24 protein-coding genes are annotated in these 26144 nt (G+C 64.0%); 10 read left to right on the forward strand and 14 right to left on the reverse strand.

Going from position 1 to position 26144, the window contains the following annotated elements; genetic code table 11:
* The first annotated feature begins 57 nt into the window (after positions 1–57).
* From R6258_RS01510 to R6258_RS01530, 5 genes are all read left to right on the forward strand, one after another.
* A complete protein-coding gene (locus R6258_RS01510; protein WP_318446543.1) occupies positions 58–930 on the forward strand; it encodes an acetyltransferase in 873 nt (290 codons plus the stop codon).
* Positions 876–1784, forward strand: coding sequence for a LysM peptidoglycan-binding domain-containing protein (locus R6258_RS01515; protein ID WP_318446545.1), 909 nt, complete (start codon positions 876–878; stop codon positions 1782–1784). Before R6258_RS01510 ends, R6258_RS01515 begins: the two co-directional genes overlap by 55 nt.
* Before the next feature lie 89 nt (positions 1785–1873).
* Positions 1874–3028: a glycosyltransferase family 1 protein gene (locus tag R6258_RS01520; protein WP_318446547.1), complete on the forward strand. Its 1155-nt coding sequence runs from the start codon at positions 1874–1876 to the stop codon at positions 3026–3028.
* A complete protein-coding gene (locus R6258_RS01525; protein ID WP_318446549.1) occupies positions 3000–3551 on the forward strand; it encodes a phosphatase PAP2 family protein in 552 nt (183 codons plus the stop codon). The genes R6258_RS01520 and R6258_RS01525 overlap by 29 nt, the downstream gene beginning before the upstream one ends.
* A 52-nt stretch (positions 3552–3603) precedes the next feature.
* Positions 3604–4221, forward strand: coding sequence for an alpha-ketoglutarate-dependent dioxygenase AlkB family protein (locus R6258_RS01530; RefSeq protein ID WP_318446551.1), 618 nt, complete (start codon positions 3604–3606; stop codon positions 4219–4221).
* A gap of 131 nt (positions 4222–4352) precedes the next feature.
* On the opposite strand, the gene gcvT is transcribed toward R6258_RS01530, so the two are convergent.
* Positions 4353–5468 carry a glycine cleavage system aminomethyltransferase GcvT gene (gcvT, locus tag R6258_RS01535; protein ID WP_318446553.1) on the reverse strand — a complete coding sequence of 372 codons (1116 nt, stop codon included), beginning with the start codon at positions 5466–5468 and terminating at the stop codon, positions 4353–4355.
* A 33-nt stretch (positions 5469–5501) separates the two neighbouring features.
* Positions 5502–6881 (reverse strand): sodium:alanine symporter family protein, encoded by a 1380-nt coding sequence (locus R6258_RS01540; RefSeq protein ID WP_318446555.1) that lies wholly within the window; start codon positions 6879–6881, stop codon positions 5502–5504.
* A 527-nt stretch (positions 6882–7408) separates the two neighbouring features.
* Between R6258_RS01540 and gcvH the strand changes: the two genes are divergently transcribed.
* Positions 7409–7801 (forward strand): glycine cleavage system protein GcvH, encoded by a 393-nt coding sequence (gene gcvH, locus R6258_RS01545; RefSeq protein ID WP_318446557.1) that lies wholly within the window; start codon positions 7409–7411, stop codon positions 7799–7801.
* Positions 7802–7895: 94 nt separating this feature from the next.
* Positions 7896–10790, forward strand: coding sequence for an aminomethyl-transferring glycine dehydrogenase (gene gcvP, locus R6258_RS01550; protein ID WP_318446559.1), 2895 nt, complete (start codon positions 7896–7898; stop codon positions 10788–10790).
* Between the two features lie 80 nt (positions 10791–10870).
* Here gcvP and R6258_RS01555 read toward each other — a convergent pair whose 3' ends face one another.
* Positions 10871–11788 (reverse strand): LysR family transcriptional regulator, encoded by a 918-nt coding sequence (locus tag R6258_RS01555; RefSeq protein ID WP_318446893.1) that lies wholly within the window; start codon positions 11786–11788, stop codon positions 10871–10873.
* Positions 11789–12154: 366 nt separating this feature from the next.
* Here R6258_RS01555 and ppnN point away from each other — a divergent pair, with 366 nt between their 5' ends.
* Positions 12155–13519: a nucleotide 5'-monophosphate nucleosidase PpnN gene (ppnN, locus tag R6258_RS01560; RefSeq protein ID WP_318446561.1), complete on the forward strand. Its 1365-nt coding sequence runs from the start codon at positions 12155–12157 to the stop codon at positions 13517–13519.
* 127 nt (positions 13520–13646) lie between these two features.
* Here ppnN and R6258_RS01565 read toward each other — a convergent pair whose 3' ends face one another.
* From R6258_RS01565 to R6258_RS01575, 3 genes are all read right to left on the reverse strand, one after another.
* Positions 13647–14027 carry a hypothetical protein gene (locus R6258_RS01565; protein ID WP_318446563.1) on the reverse strand — a complete coding sequence of 127 codons (381 nt, stop codon included), beginning with the start codon at positions 14025–14027 and terminating at the stop codon, positions 13647–13649.
* A 16-nt stretch (positions 14028–14043) separates the two neighbouring features.
* Positions 14044–14508 (reverse strand): flavodoxin domain-containing protein, encoded by a 465-nt coding sequence (locus R6258_RS01570; protein WP_318446565.1) that lies wholly within the window; start codon positions 14506–14508, stop codon positions 14044–14046.
* An 84-nt stretch (positions 14509–14592) separates the two neighbouring features.
* Entirely contained in the window at positions 14593–16506 is a 1914-nt protein-coding gene (locus tag R6258_RS01575; protein ID WP_318446567.1) for a propionyl-CoA synthetase, read from the reverse strand.
* A gap of 410 nt (positions 16507–16916) precedes the next feature.
* Here R6258_RS01575 and R6258_RS01580 point away from each other — a divergent pair, with 410 nt between their 5' ends.
* Positions 16917–17234, forward strand: coding sequence for a metalloregulator ArsR/SmtB family transcription factor (locus R6258_RS01580; RefSeq protein WP_318446569.1), 318 nt, complete (start codon positions 16917–16919; stop codon positions 17232–17234).
* 2 nt (positions 17235–17236) lie between these two features.
* Here R6258_RS01580 and sohB read toward each other — a convergent pair whose 3' ends face one another.
* A complete protein-coding gene (gene sohB / locus R6258_RS01585; protein ID WP_318446571.1) occupies positions 17237–18274 on the reverse strand; it encodes a protease SohB in 1038 nt (345 codons plus the stop codon).
* Positions 18275–18405: 131 nt separating this feature from the next.
* Between sohB and R6258_RS01590 the strand changes: the two genes are divergently transcribed.
* Entirely contained in the window at positions 18406–18717 is a 312-nt protein-coding gene (locus R6258_RS01590; protein WP_318446573.1) for an SCP2 sterol-binding domain-containing protein, read from the forward strand.
* Between the two features lie 169 nt (positions 18718–18886).
* Here R6258_RS01590 and ihfA read toward each other — a convergent pair whose 3' ends face one another.
* The 7 genes from ihfA to thrS form a co-directional block, all read right to left on the reverse strand.
* A complete protein-coding gene (gene ihfA / locus R6258_RS01595) occupies positions 18887–19192 on the reverse strand; it encodes an integration host factor subunit alpha (RefSeq protein WP_318446575.1) in 306 nt (101 codons plus the stop codon).
* A gap of 29 nt (positions 19193–19221) precedes the next feature.
* Positions 19222–21621 (reverse strand): phenylalanine--tRNA ligase subunit beta, encoded by a 2400-nt coding sequence (gene pheT / locus R6258_RS01600; RefSeq protein WP_318446577.1) that lies wholly within the window; start codon positions 21619–21621, stop codon positions 19222–19224.
* A 26-nt stretch (positions 21622–21647) separates the two neighbouring features.
* The gene (gene pheS, locus R6258_RS01605) at positions 21648–22667 is read right to left on the reverse strand and encodes a phenylalanine--tRNA ligase subunit alpha (RefSeq protein ID WP_318446579.1); all 1020 of its coding nucleotides are present in this window, start codon (positions 22665–22667) and stop codon (positions 21648–21650) included.
* Positions 22668–22800: 133 nt separating this feature from the next.
* Positions 22801–23154 (reverse strand): 50S ribosomal protein L20, encoded by a 354-nt coding sequence (gene rplT / locus R6258_RS01610; protein WP_136067628.1) that lies wholly within the window; start codon positions 23152–23154, stop codon positions 22801–22803.
* 37 nt (positions 23155–23191) lie between these two features.
* Complete coding sequence (rpmI, locus tag R6258_RS01615; protein ID WP_231662782.1) at positions 23192–23386, reverse strand: 50S ribosomal protein L35; 195 nt, start codon at positions 23384–23386, stop codon at positions 23192–23194.
* Between the two features lie 93 nt (positions 23387–23479).
* Positions 23480–24019 carry a translation initiation factor IF-3 gene (infC, locus tag R6258_RS01620; RefSeq protein ID WP_280178449.1) on the reverse strand — a complete coding sequence of 180 codons (540 nt, stop codon included), beginning with the start codon at positions 24017–24019 and terminating at the stop codon, positions 23480–23482.
* 37 nt (positions 24020–24056) lie between these two features.
* Complete coding sequence (thrS, locus tag R6258_RS01625) at positions 24057–25952, reverse strand: threonine--tRNA ligase (RefSeq protein WP_318446583.1); 1896 nt, start codon at positions 25950–25952, stop codon at positions 24057–24059.
* Between the last annotated feature and the right edge of the window lie 192 nt (positions 25953–26144).

A 26144-nucleotide genomic window follows, 5' to 3' on the forward strand; every position in this document is an offset into this window, starting at 1 on the left:
TGGGCAGCTTCCTGCGCTTGCAGTAGCATGACCGCCAAGTCACTGATGGAGAATGGCATGTCGACCCTGAAAGGGCTCGTCAGCCTGCTACTGCTGATACTCAGCACGCTGTTCTGGGGCGTACCCCTGCTCGCCCTGACACTGCTCAAACTGATCACCCCGACCCGACGCCTGCGCCTGTACGTGCTCGGCGGGCTCAACCAGATCGCGCTGGCCTGGCTCGGAACCAACCTGGGCTGGATGCGACACTGGATTCGTCCGGTCCTCGACATGCATGTCCCCGAGGCCCTGTCGCCCCATCAATGGTGGCTGGTGATCGCCAACCACCGCAGCTGGACCGATATCTTCGTGCTGCAGATGGCGCTGCACCGGCGCATTCCCATGCCACGCTTCTTCATCAAACGCGAGTTGATCTGGATACCGATCGTCGGCGTTGCCTTCTGGGCGCTGGAATTCCCCTTCATGCGCCGCTACAAGCGCGAACACCTGGCTCGCAACCCGGCGCTGGCCGAACGCGATCGCCGGACCACCGAGCGGCTCTGCGAGCATGCCCAGCAGATGCCGATGGCCATCTACAACTTCGTCGAGGGCACGCGCTTCACGCCCGCCAAGCAACGGATGCAGGACAGCCCCTATCGTCATCTGCTGCGGCCCAAGGCCGGTGGCAGCGCCCAGGTCATCAACCTGCTCGGCGCGCGACTCAGCGGGATTCTCGACGTGACCCTGACCTATGCCCGGGATCGCCCCAACTTCTGGGATTTTCTCTGTGGCCGCGAAGGGCCGATGACCCTCTACGCCCGCCATATCGAGTTGCCGACATGGATGCTCGGTGGCGATTACCATCAGGACCCGCACTACAAGGAACGCTTCCAGCAATGGCTCAATGCCCTATGGCAGGAAAAGGACGCCAGACTCGACTCGCTGCGCTGATCCTGCTCCTGCTGGTGCTGAGCGGTTGTGCCTCGCACTCACGCCCCACGATCAGCGACACGGCGCCGCTCGCCGGCAACTGGGTGAGTATCCGTCCCGGCGATACGCTCGGCGAATTGGCGCGACGGGCCAATGTGCCGCTGTTGCGGCTGCAGCGTTTCAACCCCGGCGTTCAGGCGCGCCAACTGCGGGTCGGACAACGTATTCTGATTCCCACGCAACGCGAGCGCGCCCCGGGTGGCGGACCGTATCGCTACCAGATACGCCCCGGCGACACCTACACCGAAGTGGCCCGCCTGTTCGATACCACAGCGGCGCGCATCCAGGCCGCCAACCGCGGGTTGGCCCCCGATCAACTCAGGGTCGGCCAGCTGATTCAGGTTCCCTTGACGGGCAGCGTACGGCGCACCGCCGCGAGCGCTCCCAAGCCCAGCGCACGTCGCGCCGCTAGCCTCCCCGACCCCGGCCCGTTGCCCAAGCAGCAAAAGAACTGGCCCTGGCCGCTCGACGACTATCGACTGGTGCGCAGTTTCGGCCGCGACTCGCGCGGCACCCTCCAGCCCATGCTGCTGGCCACCCAGCAGGGCAAGCAGGCGCACGCGGTCGCCGACGGCGACGTACGCTTCGCCAACTCCATGCGCCAGCTAGGCCAGGTGGTCATCGTCCATCATTCCGGCAACCTGCAGAGCGTCTACGCCCTGTGCGGCGACCTCAAGGTCAAAGAGGGCCAGTCGATCAAGGCCGGCACGCCGCTGTGCACGGTCAGCCACAACGCCACCACCGGCCGCTACGATCTGCTGTTCGACGTGCGCCATGGCGGCAAGCCCATCGACCCTCGCCAGGTCCTGCGCTGAGCCGCGTCACCGACTCTTAATGCCCTTGTCGCGCGGCTGTCATGGCCGCTTGCGAAGCTGACAGCGTTCAGTACGACGAGGGACATCGCATGCGCATCGCCATGGTCAGCGAGACTTGGGCCCCCGACATCAACGGGGTCGCCCATACGCTCCACCAATTGAGTCAGGCACTGATCCAGCGTGGCGTGACGCTGCAACTGGTCCGCCCCAGGCCCTTTCGGCCGGGCAGCGCGGCGGGGATGGAGCACGAGCTGCAAGTCCCTGGCTTTCGCGCCCCGAGCTATCCCGATGTCCGCCTCGGCCTGCCAGCGCGCAAAGCCCTGACCCGGCTGTGGCGAGAAGCACGCCCCGACGCCGTCTACATCGCCACCGAAGGCCCGCTGGGCTGGTCGGCGCTCAACCTCGCCAGGCGCCTGGAGATCCCCGCCGTCAGCGGCTTTCACACCAACTTCGACCACTATGCCGGCGACTACGGCATGCGCTGGCTTGAAGCGCCGATACGCGCCACGCTGCGCTACTTTCACAACCGCAGCCAGGCCACGCTGGTGCCTACCGAACAACGCGCCGAGGAGCTGCGCCGGGCCGGCTTCAAGCGCGTCCAGGTGCTGGGCCGCGGCATCGATCCCGAGCACTTCGGCCCGCACAAGCGCGATACCGCCCTGCGCCGCAGCTGGGGCGTCGGCGAGCAGCAACCGGTGGCGTTGCATGTCGGACGAATCGCCCAGGAAAAGAATCTCGACCTGCTGGTCGAAGCCTTCGCGGCGATGCAGGCCGTGCAGCCCGACCTGCAACCGCTGGTGGTCGGCGACGGGCCGCAGCGGGCGGCACTGGAGAAGCGCCTGCCCGGCGCGATCTTCACCGGTTTCGTCGACAACGAGTCACTGGCTCGCCATTACGCCAGCGCCGATCTGTTCGTCTTCCCCTCGCGTTCGGAGACCTACGGCAACGTGGTCGCCGAAGCCATGGCCAGCGGTCTGGGCATCGTCGCCTTCGATTACGCGGCCGCCGCCATGCTGATCGACCATGATCGCCATGGCCTCAAGGCCGGCTTCAACGATAGCGCCGCCTTCGTCGCCCATGCCGCGGCGCTGTGCCGCAACCCCGCCCAGGCGGCACGCCTGGGACGCGCCGCTCGTCAACGGGTCGAGCGGCACGCATGGTCGCGGGTCGCCGACGAATTTCTCGCCACCCTGCTACAGGTTCAGGAGACGGCCCATGGAAAACCGCACTCTGCACGCGTTTGAACGGCTCGACCTGCTCGAATGGCAGACCTGCCACCGCCTGGCCGGCTACAGTCGCCACTGGCCGCTGCTGCTGACGATGCGTATCGTCAGCCGGCTCGGCGACTGGCCGGTCTGGGCCGCGCTGATCGCCTGCCAGGCGCTGATCCACGGCGTCCACGGTTGGTGGCTGGCCCTGCAGTTCGCGCTGACCGCAGGCATCGCGGCGCTGATTTACCGGCTGGTCAAGACCCGGTTGTGTCGCGAAAGACCCTTCATCACCTTCGAGCAGATCGCCTGCACCATGCCGCCGCTCGATCGCTACAGCTTTCCCAGCGGACATACCATGCACGCGGTGGCATTCACCACGCTGACCGCCGACAGCGCACCCCGGCTGCTGACGTTGCTCGCGCCCCTGGCCGTGCTGATCGCACTGTCGCGGGTGGTGCTGGGGCTGCATTATCTCAGCGATGTCGCGGCCGGCGCCCTGCTTGGTTTACTGATCGCCGAGACCAGCCTGTGGCTGTGGCCCACGACTGCGCTGTAGGCTGGCGCGCTTTCGGCTGGCCAACGCAAAACACGCGTGACATGCTCGAAGCATGCTTTCCACCGACGCGTCAGGCTGGGAAACGTTGCTTTCCCGGCCTCCCCTGCTGCTGTACCGAGACTGCCTGACTACCGAGCGGGCCGATGCCCTGCTGGCATGCCTGGAGCGCGAACTACGGTGGCAACGCCCCGAGCTGACGTTCTACGGCCGACGCCATTCGATTCCGCGTAGCCAGGTATGGATGGGCGATCCGGAGGCCAGCTACCGCTATTCGCAGCAGGACTTCCACCCCGAGCCCTGGCATCCGGCGGTGCGTGAGCTGCGCGATCGCGTCCAGTCGCTGGTCGCCGAACACGACCCCGCCGCGGGCTTCAACAGCGTGCTGCTCAATCGCTACGCCAGCGGTGACGAACGCATGGGCTGGCACAGCGACGACGAACCCGAACTCGGCGATGCGCCGCTGGTCGCCGCGGTAAGCCTGGGCGCCGAACGGCCGCTGTGCTTTCGCCATCGTCACGGGCCAGGCCAGGCCTTCAATGTCTGGCTACCCCACGCCAGCCTGCTGGTCATGGGGCGCGGCTGTCAGCACGCACTCCAGCATGCACTGCTGCCGCGCGCGATACCCGGGGTTCGCCTCAGCCTGACCTTCCGCCATATAGATGCCCCCTAGCGGGGCTGTGCGAGCTCAACCGGTTTCGTATAAACGGCGAAGGCCGCCCGACTGGGCAGCCTTGCAGGTTTCTCGCCATCGTACGATGGCGAAATCAAGATAACGGTATAAGGAACCGGCTAAGCTGCTTGTCAGCCTCGATGATAACCCGGCACGACGAAGGGCATCTTGCTGACCGTCATCGGCAGGCGCTTGCCGCGTACTTCGGCGTAAACGACGTTATCGATCTCGGCGGCCTCGATGGCGACATAACCCATCGCCACCGGCTTGCCCACCGTCGGGCCGAAGCTGCCCGAGGTCACCTGACCGATCGAGTGCCCCTCGGCATCGAACAGCTCGGTGCCCTCGCGGACAGGTGCCCGTCCTTCGCCGAGCAGACCAACGCGCTTGCGTCGATGGTCGCGCGCCTGAAGCTGATGCAGGATCACGTCCGCGCCCAGAAAGCCCGCCTCGCGCTCGCCGCCGATACGGCGTGGCTTGCCGACCGCCCAGATCAGGCTGGCCTCGACCGGCGTGGTGCTCTGGTCGATATCGTGACCGTACAGGCACAGCCCCGCCTCGAGGCGCAGCGAATCGCGCGCACCCAGGCCGATCGCCTCGACCTCGGGTTGCGCCAGCAGCATGCGCGCCAGGCGCTCGGCATCCTCGGCGGGCACCGAGATCTCGAAGCCGTCTTCGCCGGTATAGCCGCTGCGGCTGATCCATACCGGGATGTCGTCGATCGCGAACCGGTCATGCTGCATGAACGTCAGTTCGCAGGCCGCGGGGCAAAGCCGGCGCATCACGTCTGCTGCCTGCGGACCTTGCAGGGCGAGCAGGCCGCGGTCGAGCTCCTCGATCCGATAGTCGCCGCCCAGGCCGGTGCGCAGATGGGCGATATCCTGGGCCTTGCAGGCGGCATTGACAACCAGATAAAGCTGATCGTCGCCGGCGTTGACCACCATCAGGTCGTCGAGGATGCCGCCCTCGGTCCCCGTAAACAGCGCATAGCGCTGGGTGCCTTGCGCCAGGCCGACTATATCCGCGCAAACCAGACTTTCCAGGGCCTGTGCCGGCTGCGGTCCGCGCACCAGAACCTGACCCATGTGCGAAACGTCGAACAGGCCGCAGGCCGCGCGGGTGTGCTCGTGCTCCTTCTTGACCCCCAAGGGATACTGCACCGGCATCTGGTAGCCGGCGAATTCCACCATCTTGCCACCCAGTTCGAGATGCAGGTCGTATAGCGGGGTCGTGCGCAGATCAGTCATTGATTGCTCCAGGGTCAGGTTGTTGGGCCGGTCTCAGCGACCGAGATCCTCGCCGGGCAGCACCGTCTTGCCGGCAAAGTAGTCCCGCGACAGCTTGAAGACCACCGGTGACAGCAGTGCCAGGGCGATCAGGTTGGGTATCGCCATCAACGCATTGAAGACACTGGCCATCAGCCACACGAAATTGAGCGGGGCGATGGCACCGGCGAGGATCGCCAGGATATAGACCACCCGGTAGACCTTGATCGAGGCAACACCGAACAGGTATTCACAGCACTTCTCGCCGTAGAAGGCCCAGCCGAGGATGGTCGTGAAGGCGAATACCGCCAGCGCGAAGGACACCACGTACTGCCCGACACCCGGCAGGGCGCCATCGAAGGCCATCGCGGTCAACGTGGCACCAGTCTCGCCGGAGGTCCATTCGGCACTGGTCAGGATCGCCAGCGCAGTCACCGAGCAGACCACGATGGTATCGATGAAGGTACCGAGCATTGCCACCAGCCCCTGGCGAACCGGGTTCTTGGTCTGCGCCGCGGCATGGGCGATCGGCGCACTACCGAGTCCCGCCTCGTTGGAGAACACGCCCCGCGCCACGCCATACTGGATCGCCTTGGCCACCGCGGCGCCGGCAAAGCCACCGGCGGCGGATACCGGCGTGAAGGCATGTCCGAAGATCAGCCCCAGCGCTGCGCCGATCTGATCGGCATTGATGATCAGCACCAGCAGGCCACAGATGATATAGGCGATGGCCATGATCGGCACCAGCTTGCCGGCGACCTTGGCGATGCGCTTGATGCCACCGAGGATCACCGCGCCGGCCAGCAGCATGATGATCACCCCGGTCAGCCAGTGCGGCATGCCCAGCGACTCGCTGAGACCATCGGCGACCGAGTTGGACTGCACGGTATTGCCGATGCCGAACGCCGCCACGCCGCCGAAGAATGCAAACAGTCCGCCCAGCCAGGCCCACTTCCTGCCCAGGCCATTGCGGATGTAGTACATCGGCCCGCCGACATGGTCGCCAGCCTCGTCGACTTCGCGGTATCGCACCGCCAGCACGGCCTCGGAGAATTTGGTGGCCATGCCCACCAGAGCGGTAATCCACATCCAGAACACCGCCCCCGGGCCGCCCAGGAAGATCGCGGTGGCGACGCCGGCGATGTTACCGGTGCCGATGGTCGCCGAAAGCGAGGTCATCAAGGCATTGAAGGGCGATACCTCGCCTTCCTTCTGATCGCTCTCCGAGGCGCTGCGTCCTTGCCAGAGCAGCTTGAAGCCCGTCCCCAGCTTGCGGATGGGCATGACTTTCAGGCCCAACTGCAGATAGAACCCCACGCCCAGCAGCAGGACCAGCATCAAAGGCCCCCATACCACGCCTTCGACGGCTGAAAAAAAGTTGGTCAAAGCATCCACGTCCGTTCTCCCTTAGCGGTTGTTGTCTTGGCAATTGTTGAGCCAGGTGCGCCGACTCGTGTGAGCACACGCAAGCACCCTGGCGGAATTCGCTATTATGACGCCAAGTTTCAGTAGGAAAACCCGACTTTCTGCTGGTTTGTATCAAAAATACAGAGCCCCATGGCCGTACAAAGCAATCCAAGGAACTCGAGAAAGTGTTTCCTTTAGGAAACATGGCCAGATTACCTAGCGCCGCCGCGAACCACAAGGAGCCGATCTCGCCCTCGGCACCCTTGTTGAACGTAGTAACTCGCACGCCCCTTTTCACGCTGCGTGTGCGCCCATGGGGCACGGGTGCGGCAAGGTCGGCCGTCGACTGACTGGACTTGCCCGGAAAATCTGCCCACCCTTACCCTGACGGTCAGGTCACATCCTCTCGGAAGCGTCTTGCCAAGCCCGCATGTTGGCAGCCAGGACTCGCCAATCGGTGCTTTTCGCGATACGATTCCTCGATAAGAAAACCTTTTTTCGTATAGGAAAACTTCATGAGCAACATTCCCGCGAACCTGCGTTATACCGAAAGCCACGAGTGGGTCCTCGACAATGGCGACGGCACGTTGACCATCGGGATCACCGACCATGCCCAGGAGGCCCTGGGCGACGTGGTCTTCGTCGAACTTCCCGAAGTGGGCCGCGAGCTCGACAAGGGCGAGGAGTTCGGTGTGATCGAGTCGGTCAAGGCCGCCTCGGACCTGTACGCTCCGCTGGACGGAGAGATCGTCGCCATCAACGAAGCGCTCGAGGACGCACCGGAAACGGTCAATAGCTCGCCCTACGACGATGGCTGGCTGCTCACCATCAAGACCAGCGACAGCGACGCGCTCGATGACCTTCTCGATGCCGACGCCTATGCCGCCATCGTCGACGCAGAAGCGTGAATTCGACGGGGCGGGCAGCGCGCCCGCCCTTCCACCATTCGTTTGATGACGTCTTTTCCCGGGCCTGACCGCCCCCTTTCCTTCAGGGTGTTGCATGTCTACAGACAATCGCCGCCTGGCCGAACTGGTCAGTCATGATGCCTTCGTTCAACGTCATAACGGCCCCGATGCCGACGATACGCAAGCCATGCTCGCGGCACTCGATGTCGCCGACATGGCCACGCTGATCGACAAGACCATTCCCGCGGGCATTCGGCTCGGTCGTGAGCTCGACCTCGAAGCGCCCCGCGGCGAGGCGGAAGCGCTCGATTATCTGAAGCGCCTGGCCCGTCAGAACAAGGTCTTCAAGACCTACATCGGCCAGGGCTACTACAACACCCACACTCCGGCGGTGATCGTGCGCAACGTGCTCGAGAACCCGGGCTGGTATACCGCCTATACGCCCTATCAGCCGGAGATCGCCCAGGGGCGTCTGGAGGGGCTGCTCAATTTCCAGCAGATGGTCATGGATCTCACCGGCATGGACCTGGCCAACGCTTCGCTGCTCGACGAGGCCACCGCCGCCGCCGAAGCCATGGCGCTGTGCCGGCGGGCCAACAGGAAGGTCAAGAGCGAACGCTTCTTCGTCGCCGACGACGTCTTCCCGCAGACGCTCGACGTGCTGCGCACCCGGGCCGCGTATCTGGGCATCGAACTCGTCGTCGATCGCGCCGATGCCATCGCCGAGCATGAGGTCTTCGGCGCGCTGTTCCAGTATCCCGGCGACGGCGGCCACGTGCACGACCTGGCGACGCTGATCGGCGCCGCCAAGGGCAACCAGGCGATGGCCTGCGTGGCCGCCGACCTGATGAGCCTGGCGCTGCTCAAGGAACCCGGCGCGCTGGGCGCCGACATCGTCCTCGGCAACTCGCAGCGCTTCGGCGTGCCGATGGGATTCGGCGGCCCGCATGCGGCCTTCTTCGCCACTACCGACAAGCACAAGCGCTCGATCCCGGGACGCATCATCGGCGTGTCCAAGGACAGCCGCGGCAACACCGCCCTGCGCATGGCCATGCAGACCCGCGAGCAGCATATCCGCCGCGAGAAGGCGACCTCCAACATCTGCACCGCCCAGGCCCTGCTGGCCAACATCGCCGGCTTCTACGCCGTCTACCATGGCGCCGAGGGGCTGCGCACCATCGCTACGCGCATCCATCGGTTGACCAGCATTCTCGCCGAGGGGCTGCAGCGCAAGGGCGTGAGCCTCGAGCACGACAGTTGGTTCGACACGCTGACGCTGACCGGCGTCGACGTCGGCAAGATCCATGGTCGCGCCCTGACCCACGAGATCAACCTGCGCCTGCACGATGACGGCCGGGTCGGCGTCAGTCTCGACGAGACCACCACGCCGGCCGATGTCGCGGTGCTGTTCGACGTGCTGCTCGGCGAAGAGCATGAACTCTCGATCAGCGCCCTCGACGAGGCGCTCGTCGCCGACGGTCGCGATGGCATTCCGGCGGGCTACCATCGTGAGAGCGCCTACCTGACGCACCCCAATTTCACTCGATACCGCAGCGAGACCGAGATGCTGCGCTATCTCAAGCGGCTCGAGAATCACGACCTGTCGCTGACCCACGCGATGATTCCACTGGGCTCGTGCACCATGAAACTCAACGCCACCAGCGAGATGATCCCGATCACCTGGCCGGAATTCGCCCAGATCCATCCCTTCGCGCCCAATGACCAGACGGTCGGCTACAAGCAGATGATCGATGAACTGGCGGCGTTTCTGGTCGAGGTCACCGGTTACGATCATATCTCCATGCAGCCCAACTCCGGCGCCCAGGGCGAATACGCAGGGCTGGTGGCGATCCGCCGCTATCAGGCCGACATTGGCGAGGGCCATCGCGACATCTGCCTGATTCCCAGCTCGGCGCACGGCACCAACCCCGCTTCGGCCGCCATGGCGCAGATGCAGGTGGTGGTGGTCGAGTGCGACGACAGCGGCAACATCGACATTGCCGATCTGCGCGCCAAGGCCGAGCAGCACAGCGACAAGCTCTCGGCGATCATGATCACCTACCCGTCCACCCACGGTGTGTTCGAGGAAACCGTGCGCGAGGTGTGTCAGATCGTTCACGCGCATGGCGGCCAGGTCTATATCGATGGCGCCAACATGAACGCCCAGGTGGGGCTCTGCCGCCCCGGCGATTTCGGCGGCGACGTTTCCCATCTCAATCTGCACAAGACCTTCTGCATCCCTCACGGCGGCGGCGGCCCGGGCATGGGTCCGATCGGCGTCAAGGCGCATCTTGCGCCGTTCGTATCCAACCATGTGGTCACGCCGATCTCCGGGGTGCGCAAGGAGTGCGGCGCGGTCTCGGCGGCGGCCTACGGCAGCGCCTCGATCCTGCCGATCTCGTGGGCCTACATCAAGATGATGGGCGCTCGCGGGCTGCGCGAGGCGACCGAGCTGGCGATCCTCAACGCCAACTACATCGCCCACCGCCTGGCCGATCATTATCCGGTACTCTATCGCGGCGCCAACGGCATGGTGGCCCACGAGTGCATCATCGATACCCGCCCGCTCAAGGCGAGTTCGGGGATCAGCGAGGAAGACATCGCCAAGCGCCTGATGGATTACGGCTTCCATGCCCCGACCATGTCGTTCCCGGTGCCCGGCACGCTGATGATCGAGCCCACCGAGTCGGAGTCGCGCTACGAAATCGAACGCTTCTGCGAGGCGATGATCGCGATTCGCGAGGAGATCAGGCGGGTGGAAGATGGCGAGTGGAGTCTCGATGACAACCCGCTGGCCAATGCTCCGCACACCATGGCCGACCTGCGCGACGCCGAGTGGCCGCATGCCTATTCGCGGGAGCTGGCGGCATTTCCGTCGGAAGCCACCAAGACCGGCAAGGTATGGCCGGCGGTCAATCGCGTCGACAACGTGTTCGGCGATCGCAACCTGATCTGTTCGTGCCCGAGCATCGACGAATACCGCGACTGACGCCACCCGCCGCAATGAAAAAGCCCCGCGATCGCGGGGCTTTTTCATATCCGTCTTTGTCTTGAGAGCGCGCGGATAGCTCAGATATCGAATCCGGGCTCCTCCACCAGGCCGTACAGGGTACTGCGCCGCTCCTCGCGGAAATCGTCGAGCAATTGCACGTAACGCTTGGGCGTTTCGGTGCCCGCCTGGGTGACGATGTACAGCGTCTCGTAGATCTGGTGCGGTAGCGTCATCGCCTTGACCTGCCGCTGCCAGGGCGAGGTCTCAAGCACCGGCCGCGAGACCACCGTGAAACCCAGCCCTCGCGCGACGGCGTCGAGCACCATGGCGACCTCGTTGGTGTGCCCCTGGCGCGGAAAATGACTCATCGAGCGAAACTCGCCGGCGAAATTGGCGCGCAGCAATTGCCCCGCGTAATTGATGCCATCCGAGTAATTCATGAAGCCCAGCGCCATCAGCTCCTGCAGCGAGGTGCCGGTAAAATCGGCCGGCACGACCAGGCACAACGGCTCCTGGTGCCAGGGCTCGAACTCCAGATCCGGGTGCTTGAACACCTCGGTCACGATACCCAGATCGTAGCGGCCGGCCACCACGTCCTGCACGATCTCGTCGTTGAAGGCGAAACTGTAGCTGACGGTGAGCCCGGGGTGCATCTGCTGATAGCCGAGTATGAACGGATAGAACAGCAACCCCACGCTGCCCGGCGAGGCGACGCGACAGTCGCCCGAATCCAGCGATTCGTTGTCCAGCGAGTGACGAAAATGTTCGTGCTCGGCGAACAGCCGCACCGAATAATCGTAGGCGCGCCGGCCGGCCTCGGTGAGCGTAAAGCGGCGTCCATAGCGATTGATCAGCGACTTGTCGAGGTAGTTTTCCAACTTGCGAATGTGCTGACTGACCCCGGGCTGGGTCATCTCGAGTCGCCGTGCCGTATGCGTGAAGCTGCCGGTCTCGACCAAGGTTATGAACGTACGGAAATACTGGGCATTGAACATGGAACAGGCGACCACTCGCTGGAATTTCATTGACCACAGCGCGCCAGGCAGCGGCTCGACACGGGCGCAACCCGGGCCTCGTTGCCGTCAGATGACATGCCGGCCGATATCTTAGCAAAGATGGCTCCGCGGCGCAGCGCTGCGGTCGGGATGCCGGCGTGTTAGCATCGTTCGACAGGTACTACGCTCAGGGAAAATCCGTTACCACGACCGGCCCATTTCTTTGCGCATGCACCGAGATGCTTGAATCCGTGCGGTCGTCGATGGAGCGGGACGCCGCTGACCGCGCCCGTATGAACTTTTATTCATGGAACGACGCCCGTACGCGTCGCACCACCTGATTGCAGGCATGACAAGGAACCGCTAATGCCGGAAACGATTTCGACCACGATCTCCCCGGAAGGCAGCCTCGAGGTGCTGTCTCAGCAGGAGGTCAACCGCCTGCGCGACACCTCGGCCAACGGCCTTCACGACCTGTTACGCCGCTGCGCCCTGGCGGTACTCAACTGTGGCTCGCCGACCGACGACGGGCTGGCGGTGATGGAGGCCTATCGCGATTTCGATATCGAGGTCCTGCAGCAGGATCGCGGCATTCGCCTCAAGCTGACCAACGCCCCCGCCGACGCCTTCGTCGACGGCCGCATGATCCGCGGCATCCGCGAGCACCTGTCGGCGATCCTGCGCGACATCGTCTACGTCTTCAACGAGATCCAGCAGCACTCGCGCTTCGACTTGACGACCAGCGAAGGCACCACCAACGCGGTCTTTCACATCCTGCGCAACGCCGGCACGCTCAAGTCGTCCCGCGAGCCCAGCCTGGTGGTGTGCTGGGGCGGACACTCGATCTCCCGCGAGGAATACGACTATACCAAGGACGTCGGCTATCACCTGGGGCTGCGTGATCTGGACATCTGCACCGGCTGCGGTCCCGGCGCCATGAAGGGCCCGATGAAGGGCGCCAACGTCGCGCATGCCAAGCAGCGCCGCAAGCACGGTCGCTACCTGGGCATCTCCGAGCCGGGGATCATCGCCGCCGAGTCGCCCAACCCGATCGTCAACGAACTGGTGGTCATGCCCGACATCGAGAAGCGCCTCGAGGCATTCGTGCGCGTCGGCCACGGCATCATCATCTTTCCCGGCGGCGTGGGCACCGCCGAAGAAGCGCTCTACCTGCTGGGCATCCTGTTGCACCCGGAGAACGCCGACACGCCGTTCCCGGTCATTTTCAGTGGCCCCCCGAGCGCCGCCGACTACTTCAAGCGCATCGATGAATTCCTGCGCTATACGCTGGGTGAAGCGGTCTGCCAGCACTATCGCATCATCATCGACGATCCCGTGCAGGTGGCTCGCGCCATGCGCGAGGGTATCGACGAAGTCACCGAATTCCGTCGTGCGCACAACGACGCCTTCTACTACAACTGGCGTCTCAACGTGCAACCCGGCTTCCAGCAGCCCTTCGAGCCCACCCATGAGGCCATGGCCGCCCTGCAGCTTCACCACGACCAGCCGATCCATGAGCTCGCCGCCAACCTGCGCCGGGCGTTCTCGGGCATCGTCGCCGGCAACGTCAAGGAACCCGGCATTCGCGCCATCGAGGCGCACGGCCCTTTCCGCCTGCACGCCGAGGCCGAACTGATGGCGCGGCTGGATGCCTTGCTCAACTCATTCGTCGCCCAGGGACGCATGAAATTGCCCGGCAGCCACTACGTCCCCTGCTACACGCTGGGCTAAGCGCGGCGAAGTGGCCGCCCTCTCGGCGCCTCGTCGCGAACCAATGCTGGTCAACATGAAAAGCCCCGGCCAACTCGGCCGGGGCTTTTCATGAGTGCTTTAGATGGGTAGCGCATCAAGCGGGTCGTCAGGCGCGCTTGCGGCGCCACCCCGACGCCAAGGCATGGATCAACAGCCCCAGCGCAGTGCCGTGCGAGAGTACGGCCAGGCCGTCGATATTGACCATGCCGTCCCGAATGCCCTGCCACACGGCGATCACGAGCAGGCTAGATGCCATGGCCGCTATCATGCGCCCCATCAGCGCGGGGAAGCGCTGCCGCGCGCCTTCGTCGAGCAATCGCCAGGAGGCCACGGCGACGGCCGACACCACGACGGCGGCGATGCACAGCAGGATCATACGATCCTGCGCTACTCCATTGGCGACATAGCGCAGCAAGGTCGCCACCATGGCGATCAGAATGCCGCAGAGGATGCTGACCCGTTCGGCGGTCATGACGCGAGTCGTCATTGCTTGAACCTCGTCGTCATTCGGCACGCAGCCCGTTTTCGTCGATCCACGCCTCGGCCCAGGGCACGGCGGCATCGTCGGCCATGAAGGTTTCCATGGCGTCGACCTCGAGGCGTTCGCCGACGCGCTGAGCGCCGTGGTCCTCGAGCAACGCATCGAGACTGCGCCCGCCGCCACAGAAGGTGTCGCCGTAGGAGCTGTCGCCCAGCGCGATCAGCCCGTAGCGCAGCTCGACGAGCGCGGGGTGCTGCTCGTTTATCGAGCGGGCAAACGGCGTGATGCCGCCGGGATAGTCGCCGCTGCCGGTCGTCGAGACGCAGAACAACGTCAGATCGGCGGCTTCATCGGTAATGTCGGCTAGGGTCGGCTGTTCGAGGATCGATACTTCATAGCCGGCCTGCTCGAAGAGCGGTTTGACCTGTTCGGCGACATCCAGGGCACCGCCGTAGACGGTGCCGACAATGATCTTGAGCGTTGGCATGGGCAGGACTTACTTGGAAAATTTGCCCGGATATTAGCACGTAAGCGCCGCTCACGCAGGCTCTCCGCCGGACTCCTCCACCGTTTAGTCGGCCTGCTGCGCGCGATGCGCCGTGCCCACCTCGCCCGCCACCATCGCCTCGTGAACATCCTGCAGACTGGCAGGATCATCGATGGTCGAAGGAACGCCGTAGGACTCGCCATCGGCGATGTTGCGCAGCAGCTTGCGCAGAATCTTGCCGGAGCGGGTCTTGGGCAGCCGCGAAACCACCAGCGCCTGGCGCAGGCTGGCAATCGCGCCGATCCGCTCGCGCACCAGGGCGACCAATTCACGCTCGAGGGTGGCGGCATCGCCATCGAAGCCATCCTTGGGAATCACCAGGGCGATCGGCACCTGGCCTTTCAGCTCGTCCTGAATGCCGATGACCGCACACTCGGCCACCGCGGCATGCGAGCCCACGACTTCTTCCATCTCGCCGGTGGACAGGCGGTGCCCGGCGACATTGATGACGTCATCGCTGCGTCCCATGATGAACAGATAGCCGTCCTCGTCGAAGTAGCCACCGTCGCCGCTCAGGTAATAACCCGGAAAAGCCGCCATGTAGGCGCGGTGAAAGCGCTGCGGATCACGCCATATCCCCGCCAGGCAACCCGGTGGCATCGGCTCATGGATCGCCACGCTACCCTGCTCCCCGATGCCGGCCGGTTCGCCCTGCGCATTCAACACGGCCACGTCGAACCCGGGAACCGGCAGCGTCGCCGAGCCGGCCTTGGTCGGCATCGGCTCCAGTCCCTGAAGGTTGGCAACGATCGGCCAGCCGGTCTCGGTCTGCCACCAGTGATCGATGACCGGCACGGACAACAGTCCCGCGAGCCAATGAAAGGTCGGCGGATCGAGCCGCTCGCCGGCAAGGAACAGCGTCCTCAGGCAAGAAATGTCATGCCCTTCGAGCCGCCGGCCATCCGGGTCCTCCTTCTTGATGGCGCGAAATGCGGTCGGCGCGGTAAAGAAGGCCCGCACCCGGTACTCCTCGATCAGGCGCCAGAAAGCCCCCGCATCGGGGGTCCGCACCGGCTTGCCCTCGTAGACCAGCGTGGTGCAGCCGTAGATCAACGGGGCATAGACGATGTACGAGTGGCCGACTACCCAGCCGACGTCCGAAGCCGAGAAGAACACCTCGCCGGGCGCCATGCCATAGACGCGCTCCATCGAGTAATGCAGCGCCACCGCATGCCCGCCGTTGTCGCGTACCACGCCCTTGGGCTTGCCGGTGGTCCCCGAGGTGTACAGGATATATAGCGGATCGCAGGCGTTCACGGCGACGCAGTCGGCCGGCGAAGCATTCGCTACCAACGCCTGCCAGTCGCGATCGATGTCGTTCAGCTCGGCGCGCAACGAATCGCGCTGCAGGATCACGCAAGCCTCGGGGCGATGGCGGCTTCGCGCCAGTGCCTCGTCGACGATCGGCTTGTAGGCGATGACCCGGTCCACCTCGACGCCGCAGGAAGCGGCGATGACCACCCGCGGCTCGGCGTCCTCGATGCGCACGGCGAGTTCGTGCGCCGCGAAGCCTCCGAACACCACCGAATGCACGGCCCCCAGCCGGGCACAGGCGTACATGGCGATCAGCGCCTCGGGGACCATCGGCATGTAGATCACTACCCGGTCGCCCTTGCTCACGCCCAGCGAGGCCAGCGCACCGGCGAACCGCGCTACTTCGTCGCGTAACTGCCGGTAGCTCAGTGTGCGCTTGCCCCCGGTCACCGGCGAGTCCCAGTGCAGGGCGGGCTGATCGCCGCGCCCTTCGGCGACGTGGTGGTCCAGCGCCACATAGCAGGTATTCATTTCGCCGTCGCCGTACCAGCGCGCATGCCCCTGGGCGTCATGGCTGAGAACTTCGCGAGGCTGACGAAACCAGGGAACACGCTGCGCCTGCTCGGCCCAGAACGCCTCGGGCTGCTCGATCGATCGCTGATATTCGGTCTGGTATGCGCTCATGAAATGCCTGCCATTTAAGGATGATCGACGGCTTCATCGGCCGCTCCGGCTCGCGATGAATTGTTGACACAACTCTAGAGCATATAAGCGGGTTTTCCCGTCATACCATCGGCTAGTCGGCTGGAAAGAGCGCGCCGCTGATCGTCCCTGGAGTCAGCCACACGGGGTTTGTCGACAATCAGTGCGTTGAGCGACACCGTCCAGCGCCCGTGACGCTGAATTAGCGTTAGTCGCCCGATCTACGTGAATTTGCGCGGTTGTTGAAGTTTCACTAAATCAGTAAGAGAGGCAGACTTGTTGCGTTACCTCTCACGTCACCCGCGGCGGTTCCGAAAGCCTGCGATGCACGCATCCATCGGCGGCGGGGAAATGGACACGGCGCCAGAAACGCCGGCCACAGGAGACGAAACATGAGTAGCCGCCCGCTCGCTGCACGACTGCTGAACGACCCCAACGATGCCATCCATTCATCGACCAACCTGCTCAAGGCGGTCGCCAACGAAAACCGCCTGCGCATCCTGTGCCTGCTCGACAACGACGAACTCTCGGTATCCGAGCTCAATGCCCGGCTGTCGCTGAGCCAATCGGCACTGTCCCAGCACCTGGCCATACTGCGCCGGGTGGGGCTGGTCAACACACGGCGTGCCTCGCAGACCATCTACTATTCGCTACAGGGCAACGAAGCCGAAAGGCTGATCGACACCCTGGCCGCGCTGTATCTGGATTAGCCTCAACGGCGCTGCCACCCGCTCGCTTCAAGCGCCTCGTAGACCCGTTGCAGCCCGCCCTCGATGCCTCGCGACACGGCACGCCCCAGGCGCTCGGTCACGCCGCGGCGCTTCTCGAGGCTCAGCGTGACGACCCGCGCATCGCTCATGCGCTCCAGTAGATAGGCCTCGCTGGTGCCCACGGCATCGATCAGGCCCTTGTCCAATGCCTGGCTGCCATACCAGGTCTCGCCGGTGGCGATGCCGTCGATGTCCAGCACCGGGCGACGTTCGGCGACGAAGCGCTTGAACAGCTCGTGGGTGCTTTCCAGCTCCTCGATGAATTTCTCGCGCCCCTCCTGGGTATTCTCGCCGAGCACCGTCAACGTGCGCTTGTAGCGTCCGGCGGTAAGCAGCTCGACATCGACATCGTGGCGCTTGAGCAGACGGTGGATGTTGGGCAATTGCGCGACCACGCCGATCGAGCCCAATACCGCGAACGGCGCCGCACGCAGGCGATCGGCACAACAAGCCATCATGTAACCGCCGCTGGCCGCCACCTTGTCGATGCATACCGTGGTCGTCACGCCCGCATCGCGCAGCCGATCGAGTTGGGCTGCGGCTAGCCCATAGGCATGCACCAGCCCTCCCGGCGATTCCAGGCGTATCGCGACCTCGTCCTTCTCGCCGATCACGCCGAGGATCAGCGAAATCTCCTCGGCAAGGCGTGTCGTTCCCGACGCCTTGATATCGCCATGAAAATCGAGCACCCAGAGCGTGGGCCGCTGCCCCGACCCGCTCGCCTCATCGCCTTTGTCGCGACGCTTGTCGTCGCGCTTGAAGGCCTTGAGTACCGCCTTGCGGCGCTTCTTGTCGAGACCGGCCAGGCGCAACTGCCGCTGTCGCGCACGATAGCGCTTGTTGAGTTCCTCGATGCGCAGCTGACTGCGAGCCTGGCCGCTCTTGGCGCGACTGACGATTGCCAGCGCCGCCAGGATCACCGCGACCAGCGTTACTAGTTGGGCCAGGAACAGGCCGTATTCCGCAAACCATTGACTCACCCTGCTTCTCCTCGTTGCGAGTTCAAAAATCCGTATGGCCTTTGGCTCGGCCGGCCAAGGGGAACGCTTGATTCAAACGCCTGTTCAAAATAAGCTCGAACCTTCACGGTTCGTAGGCTGCAGAAAACACCATGAGCGACACCACCCAGGTAATCGACAATCTCAAGTCTCGTTTCGACCCGCAAGCCGCCAAGGGCATGCACGAGACCTTTCAGTTTCATATCGTCGATGCCGACGACTACTTCATGACCGTCGACGACGGCACGCTGGATATCCAGCAAGGTGAGCACGACGATCCTTCGGTATCGCTTTCCACGGATAGCGATACCCTTAAAGGCGTTTTGAGCGGGGAGCTCAACGGCATGCAGGCCTTCATGTCCGGGCGCCTCAAGGCCAGCGGCAACCTGATGTTGGCAACCAAACTGAGCCAACTGTTTCCCTGACGGCCAACCGGGGTGAGCTGGAGCCGCCAGAATGACGCCGGCGAAGATGAAGCATCGCTAATTCTAGCAGCGACAACAACAGAGCCCCGCTGAAACAGCGGGGCCCTTTCGTTTGCAAGTCAGCCATTTACAAGACAGCCATTGGCCGGTCAGCGCACGTCGGCCGGCCTCACTGCGGCGCGGGTCCGTCGAACGCCTCGACCCGGGCCTTCAGCTTCTGCCCCGGACGGAAGGTGACCACGCGGCGGGCCGAAATCGGGATCTCTTCGCCGGTCTTGGGGTTGCGTCCCGGACGCTCGCGCTTGTCACGCAGATCGAAGTTTCCGAAACCCGACAGCTTGACCTGCTCGTTCTCGCGCAGGCAGCCGCGGATTTCTTCGAAGAACGCCTCGACCATGGTCTTGGCTTCCCGCTTCGAGACGCCGAGCTCCGTATGCAGGTGTTCAGCCAGTTCCGCCTTGGTCAATGCACCCATTATCACTCCCTCGTGCTGGATGACGACGTTCAGCCGCGCAACTCGGCACCGAAACGCTGCCTGGACTCGGCGACGATCGCCTCGACTAACTGATTGATTTCTTCGTCATTCAGCGTGCGCGAAGGATGCTGCCAGGTCAAGCCCAAAGCTACACTCTTATAGCCCTCGGCAATACCGGCCCCCTGATAGACATCGAACAGATGCAGATCCGTCAACCATTCGCCGGCCTGCTCGCGCAGCGTGTCGAGCAGCGCCTGGACGGCCACGGACTCGTCGACCACCAGCGCCAGGTCACGACGCACCTCGGGATAGCGCGACAGCGCAGCGAAACGGGGCAGCCGGCCGTGCACCAGACGATCGAGCTCGATCTCGAAGACCAGCGGGTCGCTCTTCAGGCCGAGTTCGGCACGCACCGCCGGATGCAGCGCGCCGATCCAGCCGGCACGTTGCCCCCGATGCAGCACCGCGGCGGTCTGCCCCGGATGCAGCGCCGGATGTTCCGCGGTCTCGAAACGCCAGGCGTCGCTGTCACCCCCCATCGTCAGCAGGCTCTCCAGGTCACCCTTGAGGTCGAAGAAATCGACGCTATCGCGGCGCGCGGCCCAGCCCTCGGGATCGCGTGGCCCGCAGACCAAGCCTCCCAGCATCGCGGTCTGTTCCAGCGAATCGAGATCGCCCCTGAACACCAGCCCCGACTCGAACAACCTCACCCGCTGTTGCTGACGGTTGAGATTGTGCATCAGCGCCTTGATCAGTCCGGGCAGCAGGCTGGCCCGCATCACCGCCATGTCGCTGGAGATCGGATTAGCCAGACGCGGGGCTTCGACGCCCGGCGCCAGCAGTGCCTGCAGCTCGGGCGCGACGAAGCTGTAGCTGATCGCCTCCTGATAGCCACGCGCCACCAGCTGACGGCGCAAGCGCGCGAGCGGCTGGCGCGCCTCGTCATCGGCCTGCAGCGACAGACGCGCCGCCGGACGACGTACCGGCAAACGGTTATAGCCGTGGATGCGCGCCAGCTCCTCGATGAGGTCTTCCTCGATCGCCACGTCGAAGCGCCAACTGGGCACGCCGACCCGCCAGCTCGCATCGCCCTCCGCGTTCACCTGCATGCCCAGCCGCGTGAGGATATCGACCACCTCATCGCCGGGCAGCGGCATACTCAGACACTGCTCGATGCGCGAGGCGCGCAGCACGATATGCCGCTCGCCGGGCAGGTGATCGGGACTCGCCGTCTCGCTCAACGGTCCCGGCTCGCCGCCGGCGATCGCCAGCAACAAGGCCGTGGCGCGCTCGATGGCCTGACGCGTCAGGGCCGGATCGACGCCGCGCTCGAAGCGATGCGACGCGTCGGTGTGCAGCCCGTAGGAACGGGCCTGCCCGGCCACCGCCAGCGGCGTGAAGAAGGCCGCCTCGAGAAACACATCGCGAGTGGCATCGTTGACGCCCGAGAACTCGCCGCCCATCACCCCGGCCATGGCCAGTGGCTTCTCGGCATCGGCAATGATCAAGGTATCCTCGCGCAGCGCAATCTGCTGGCCGTCGAGCAGCACCAGGGTTTCCCCCTCGCGAGCGTAGCGCACCTCGATCGCCTGCTCGAGGTTGGCCAGATCGAAGGCGTGCATCGGCTGACCCAGCTCGAGCATCACGTAATTGGTGATGTCGACCAACGGATTGATGGCGCGCACGCCGCTGCGACGCAGCCGCTCGACCATCCACAACGGGGTCTTGGCGTTGACCTCGACGTTCTTGACGATACGTCCCACGTAGCGCGGACAGGCCTCGCTCGCGCTGACACGCACCGGGAAGCTCGCGTCGTGCACCGCTGCCTGCGCCGTCATGTCCGGCTCAACGACGGCCATGCGATTGAGCACCCCGACCTCGCGGGCCAGGCCCTTGAGGCTCAGGCAGTCGCCGCGATTGGGCGTCAGGTCGACCTCGATGGTGGCATCGTCGAGGCCCATCCAGTCGCGGAAGTCGGCGCCGGCAGGCGCGTCGAGAGGCAGCTCGAGGATGCCCGGCGAGGTTTCCTCTTCCAGGCCGAGCTCCGAGGCGGAGCAGATCATGCCGCGCGACTCGACGCCGCGCAGCCTGGCTTTCTTGATCTTGAAACCGTCAGCCTTGGAATCGTCGGGCAGCGCGGCGCCGACACGGGCGAAGGCCACCTTCTGGCCGGCGGCGACGTTGGGCGCCCCACAGACCACCTGAACGGGCTCCGCGGAACCGTCGTCGACCCGGCATACGCTCAGCTTGTCGGCATCGGGATGGGGCTCGCGGCTCAGCACTTCGGCCACCACGACACCGCTGAATACCGCGGCGACACGCTCCACGGCGTCCACCTCGAGTCCCGCCATGGTCACCTGGTCGGCCAGCGCCTGGGTCGCGAGATCCGGCGAGACCCATTCACGCAGCCACTGTTCTGAAAATTTCATCTTGGAATCCCGTCTCCTTGATTCGCTCAGGCGAACTGGCGCAGAAAGCGCAGGTCGTTCTCGAAGAACAGCCGCAGGTCATTGACGCCATAGCGCAGCATGGCCAGACGCTCGGCGCCCATGCCGAAGGCGAACCCCTTGTAACGTTCGGCGTCGATGCCCGAATGACGGAACACTTCGGGGTGCACCATGCCGCAGCCCATCACCTCCAGCCAGCCGCTGTGCGAGCACACCCGACAGCCTTCGCCGCTGCACATCACGCACTGGATATCGACCTCGGCGGACGGCTCGGTGAAGGGAAAGTAGGACGGCCGGAAGCGCACCGAGAGATCGTCGCGTTCGAAGAAGGCGTGCAGGAAATCCTCGATGGTGCCCTTGAGATCGGCGAAGCTGACGTCCTCATCGACCAGCAGGCCTTCGACCTGATGGAACATCGGCGTGTGCGTCAGATCCGAGTCGCTGCGGTAGACGCGCCCCGGACAGACGATGCGGATCGGCGGTGCCTGGTTTTCCATGGTGCGCACCTGAACCGGCGAGGTATGGGTGCGCAGCAGCCGCGTGGCGTCGAAGTAGAAGGTATCCGCCATGCCCCGCGCCGGATGGTGAGCGGGAATGTTGAGCGCCTCGAAATTGTGATAATCGTCTTCGATCTCGGGCCCAACCGCGACATCGAAGCCTATCCGCGTGAACAACCCCTCGATCCGCTCCAGGGTCCGTGTCACCGGATGCAGCCCGCCCTGCGACTGGCCTCGGCCGGGCAGGGTCACGTCGACGCGCTCGGCCGCCAGACGCACGTCCAGCGCAGCCCGCTCGAGATCGCCACGGCGCGCCTCGAGATCGCGGTTGAGCGCCTGCTTCGCCTGATTGATGCGCTCGCCCGCCTGGGGACGCTCCTCGGGGGGCAGCTTGCCGAGCCCCTTGAGCAGTGCCGTGATCTCGCCCTTCTTGCCGAGATATTTCACCCGCACTTCGTCCAGAGAGGCGACGTTCTCGGCGGCCTGGATGGCCTGACGAGCCTCGGCGACCACGGTCGGTAAATGGTCCATCCGTTACGCTCCGAATCCTGAATCCTGGGACCCTGGTATCGGGGTCCAAAAAAACAGGGGAAGAGCGGCTGCTCTTCCCCTGCGGCGTTCACGATGCTGTCGACGAAGCTTGCGGCTCCGACGGCGCCATCACTTACTGGGCAGCCTTGGCCTTCTCGACGATGGCGGTAAAGGTAGCCTTTTCGTGAACAGCGAGATCGGCGAGAACCTTGCGATCGATCTCGATGCCGGCCTGCTTGAGCCCGGCAATGAAGCGGCTGTAGGACAGGCCGTTCTGGCGAGCCGCCGCGTTGATCCGCGAGATCCACAGCGCGCGGAACTGACGCTTGCGCTGACGGCGGTCGCGGTACGCGTACTGACCGGCCTTGATGACCGCCTGCTTGGCAACACGGAACACGCGAGACCGGGCACCGTAGTAGCCCTTGGCCTGCTTCATGATTTTCTTATGACGGCGGCGCGCTACGACACCACGCTTGACACGAGTCATGGCAATCTCCTGACTTTAAATGAATTCGACCAGCGCGTTACAGGTTGGGCAGCATGCGAGAGATCAACGCCTTGTCGGCATCGTGGATCTGCTTCATGCCGCGCAGCTGACGCTTACGCTTGGTGGACTTCTTGGTCAGGATGTGACTGCGAAACGACTGCTTGTGCTTGAAGCCGTTGGCGGTCTTCTTGAAGCGCTTGGCGGCGCCCCTGTTACTCTTGATTTTCGGCATGGAGATGACTCCGCTCGGGTTTTTTAGAAAATCCAGGGCCGATAGCGCAGCACGAATCAGTGTGCCGCGACCATCCGTTCACTTGCCGATGGATCACTTCTTCTTGGGGGCCAGGATCATGACCATCTGACGACCTTCCATCTTGGGAAAGGACTCGACAGCGGCCAGCTCCTCGAGGTCGGCGGCAATCCGTTCCATCAGCTTGCGGCCGATGTCCTGGTGAGCCATTTCACGACCCCGGAAGCGCAAGGTGACCTTGCCCTTGTCGCCACCTTCGAGGAACCGGATCAGGTTCTTGAGCTTGACCTGATAGTCGCCCTCGTCGGTGCCAGGCCGGAATTTGACTTCCTTGACCTGGATCTGCTTGGTCTTCTTCTTCTGAGCAGCCTTCTGCTTCTTCTGCTCGAAGAGGAACTTGCCGTAATCCATGATCTTGCAGACGATCGGATCGGCATTAGAAATCTGCACGAGGTCCATACCTTCCGCTTCGGCGCGCTCGAGTGCATCGCTGGTGGGCACGATGCCCAGCTGCTCGCCGTCGCTGGCGATCAGGCGTACCTGATCTTCGGTAATCCGCTCGTTCATTGGTGGGCGCTTTTCCTGAGGGCGCCCTCTCGGGTTGCTTCTCTTGATGGTTCCGTCTCCACTTTTGCCTTGGAAGATGTCGCTATTACCGCTCGGCCTGCACCCGCTCGATGAAGGCGTCCACCGTCATGCTGCCCAGGTCTTCGCCGCTGCGCGTACGCACGGCCACCGAGTCGGTCTCGACTTCCTTATCTCCAACCACAAGGAGATAGGGGACCTTCTGCAACGTATGTTCGCGGATTTTAAAGCCGATCTTCTCGTTCCTCAAGTCCGACTTGACGCGCAGCCCGGTATTTTGCAGGCGTTTTTCGATTTTTCCGACGTATTCGCGCTGCGCATCGGTGATATTCAGCACCACCGCTTGCAGGGGCGCCAGCCATAACGGCATCGATCCCGCGTAGTGCTCGATGAGGATACCGATGAATCGCTCCATGGAGCCGACGATGGCACGGTGAAGCATGACCGGCGGCTGACGATCGCCGGCTTCGGTCACGTACTGCGCGCCCAGGCGAGTCGGCATCATGAAGTCGACCTGCATGGTGCCCACCTGCCACTCGCGTCCCAGGCAGTCCTTCATATGGTACTCGATCTTGGGCCCATAGAAGGCCCCTTCGCCCGGCAGCTCCTCCCACTCGACTTCGCAGGCGGAGAGCGCGCCTCGCAGCGCGGCTTCGGCACGGTCCCAGACCTCATCGCTGCCCAGGCGCTTTTCGGGGCGCAGGGCGATCTTGACGGCGATATCCTCGAAACCGAAATCGCGGTAGACCTTGAGGGCCTGGCGATGGAAGGCGGTGACCTCCGGCTCGATCTGAGCCTCGGTACAGAACACGTGGCCATCGTCCTGGGTGAAGGCCCGCACCCGCATGATGCCATGCAGGGCGCCCGAAGGCTCGTTACGGTGACAGCCGCCGAATTCGCCGTAACGCACCGGCAGCTCGCGATAGCTGCGCAGTCCCGAGTTGAAGACCTGCACATGGCCCGGGCAATTCATCGGCTTGAGCGCGTACTCGCGCTTTTCCGACTCGGTGAAGAACATGTTCTCGGCGTAGTTGTCCCAATGACCGGACTTCTTCCACAGCGAGACGTCCATGATCTGAGGGCAGCGGATCTCCTGGTAACCGCCCTCCTTGTAGACGTTACGCATGTACTGTTCGACCGTCTGCCAAAGGGTCCAACCGCGCGGATGCCAGAACACCATCCCCGGCGCCTCTTCCTGCATATGGAAGAAGTCGAGTTTGCGAGCCAGCTTGCGATGATCGCGCTTCTCGGCTTCCTCGAGGCGCAGGAGGTAGGCCTTGAGCTGTTTCTTGTCGTCCCAGGCCGTGCCGTAGATGCGCGTCAGCATCGGCTTCTCGGCATCGCCCCGCCAGTAGGCGCCGGCCAGCTTGGTCAGCTTGAAGGCCTTGAGATGCCGAGTATTGGGCACATGGGGCCCGCGGCACATGTCGGTATATTCCTCATGATGGTAGAGACGGATCGTCTCACCCTCGGGAATTTCGCGAACGATCTCCTGCTTGTAGGGCTCGTCACGATGCAGGAAGGTCAGCATCGCCTGATCGCGATCAACGTACTCGCGCACGACATCGTAGCCCTTGTCGATCAGCTGCTTCATGCGCTGCTCGATGACCTCGAGATCCTCGGGGGTCACCGAACGACCGAAGTCGATATCGTAATAAAAGCCATCCTCGATCACCGGCCCGATGGCCATCTTGGCATCGGGATAGAGCTGCTTGACGGCATGGCCGATCAGATGGGCGCAGGAGTGACGAATGATCTCGAGCCCCTCGGGATCACGGGCGGTGATGATCGCCACCTCGGCGTCATTTTCGACCAGATCGGCGGCATCGACCAGCCGACCATCGATCTTGCCGGCAACACAGGCCTTGGCCAGGCCGGGGCCGATCGACTCGGCGACTTGCATGATACTCAGCGGAGCGTCGTAACGGCGTTGGCTGCCGTCGGGAAGGGTCACGATGGGCATTCAGGGATCCTAAAGCGCAGTGGTGATCCATACCAAGGATCACTTGCCGCAAAAATCGGTGTATGGCGAGCTACGCACTTCGCCTGGCGATCGCGCTCAGCGGCAGCGTACAAGGCCGCGAGATCCGACCGGCGAATGAATGTGCGGCGCGCTACATTAGCAGGCGGCCCCGACTTGAGTCCACTGCCGAGC

Source organism: Halomonas sp. HP20-15, assembly GCF_033446685.1.
GTDB lineage: Bacteria > Pseudomonadota > Gammaproteobacteria > Pseudomonadales > Halomonadaceae > Modicisalibacter.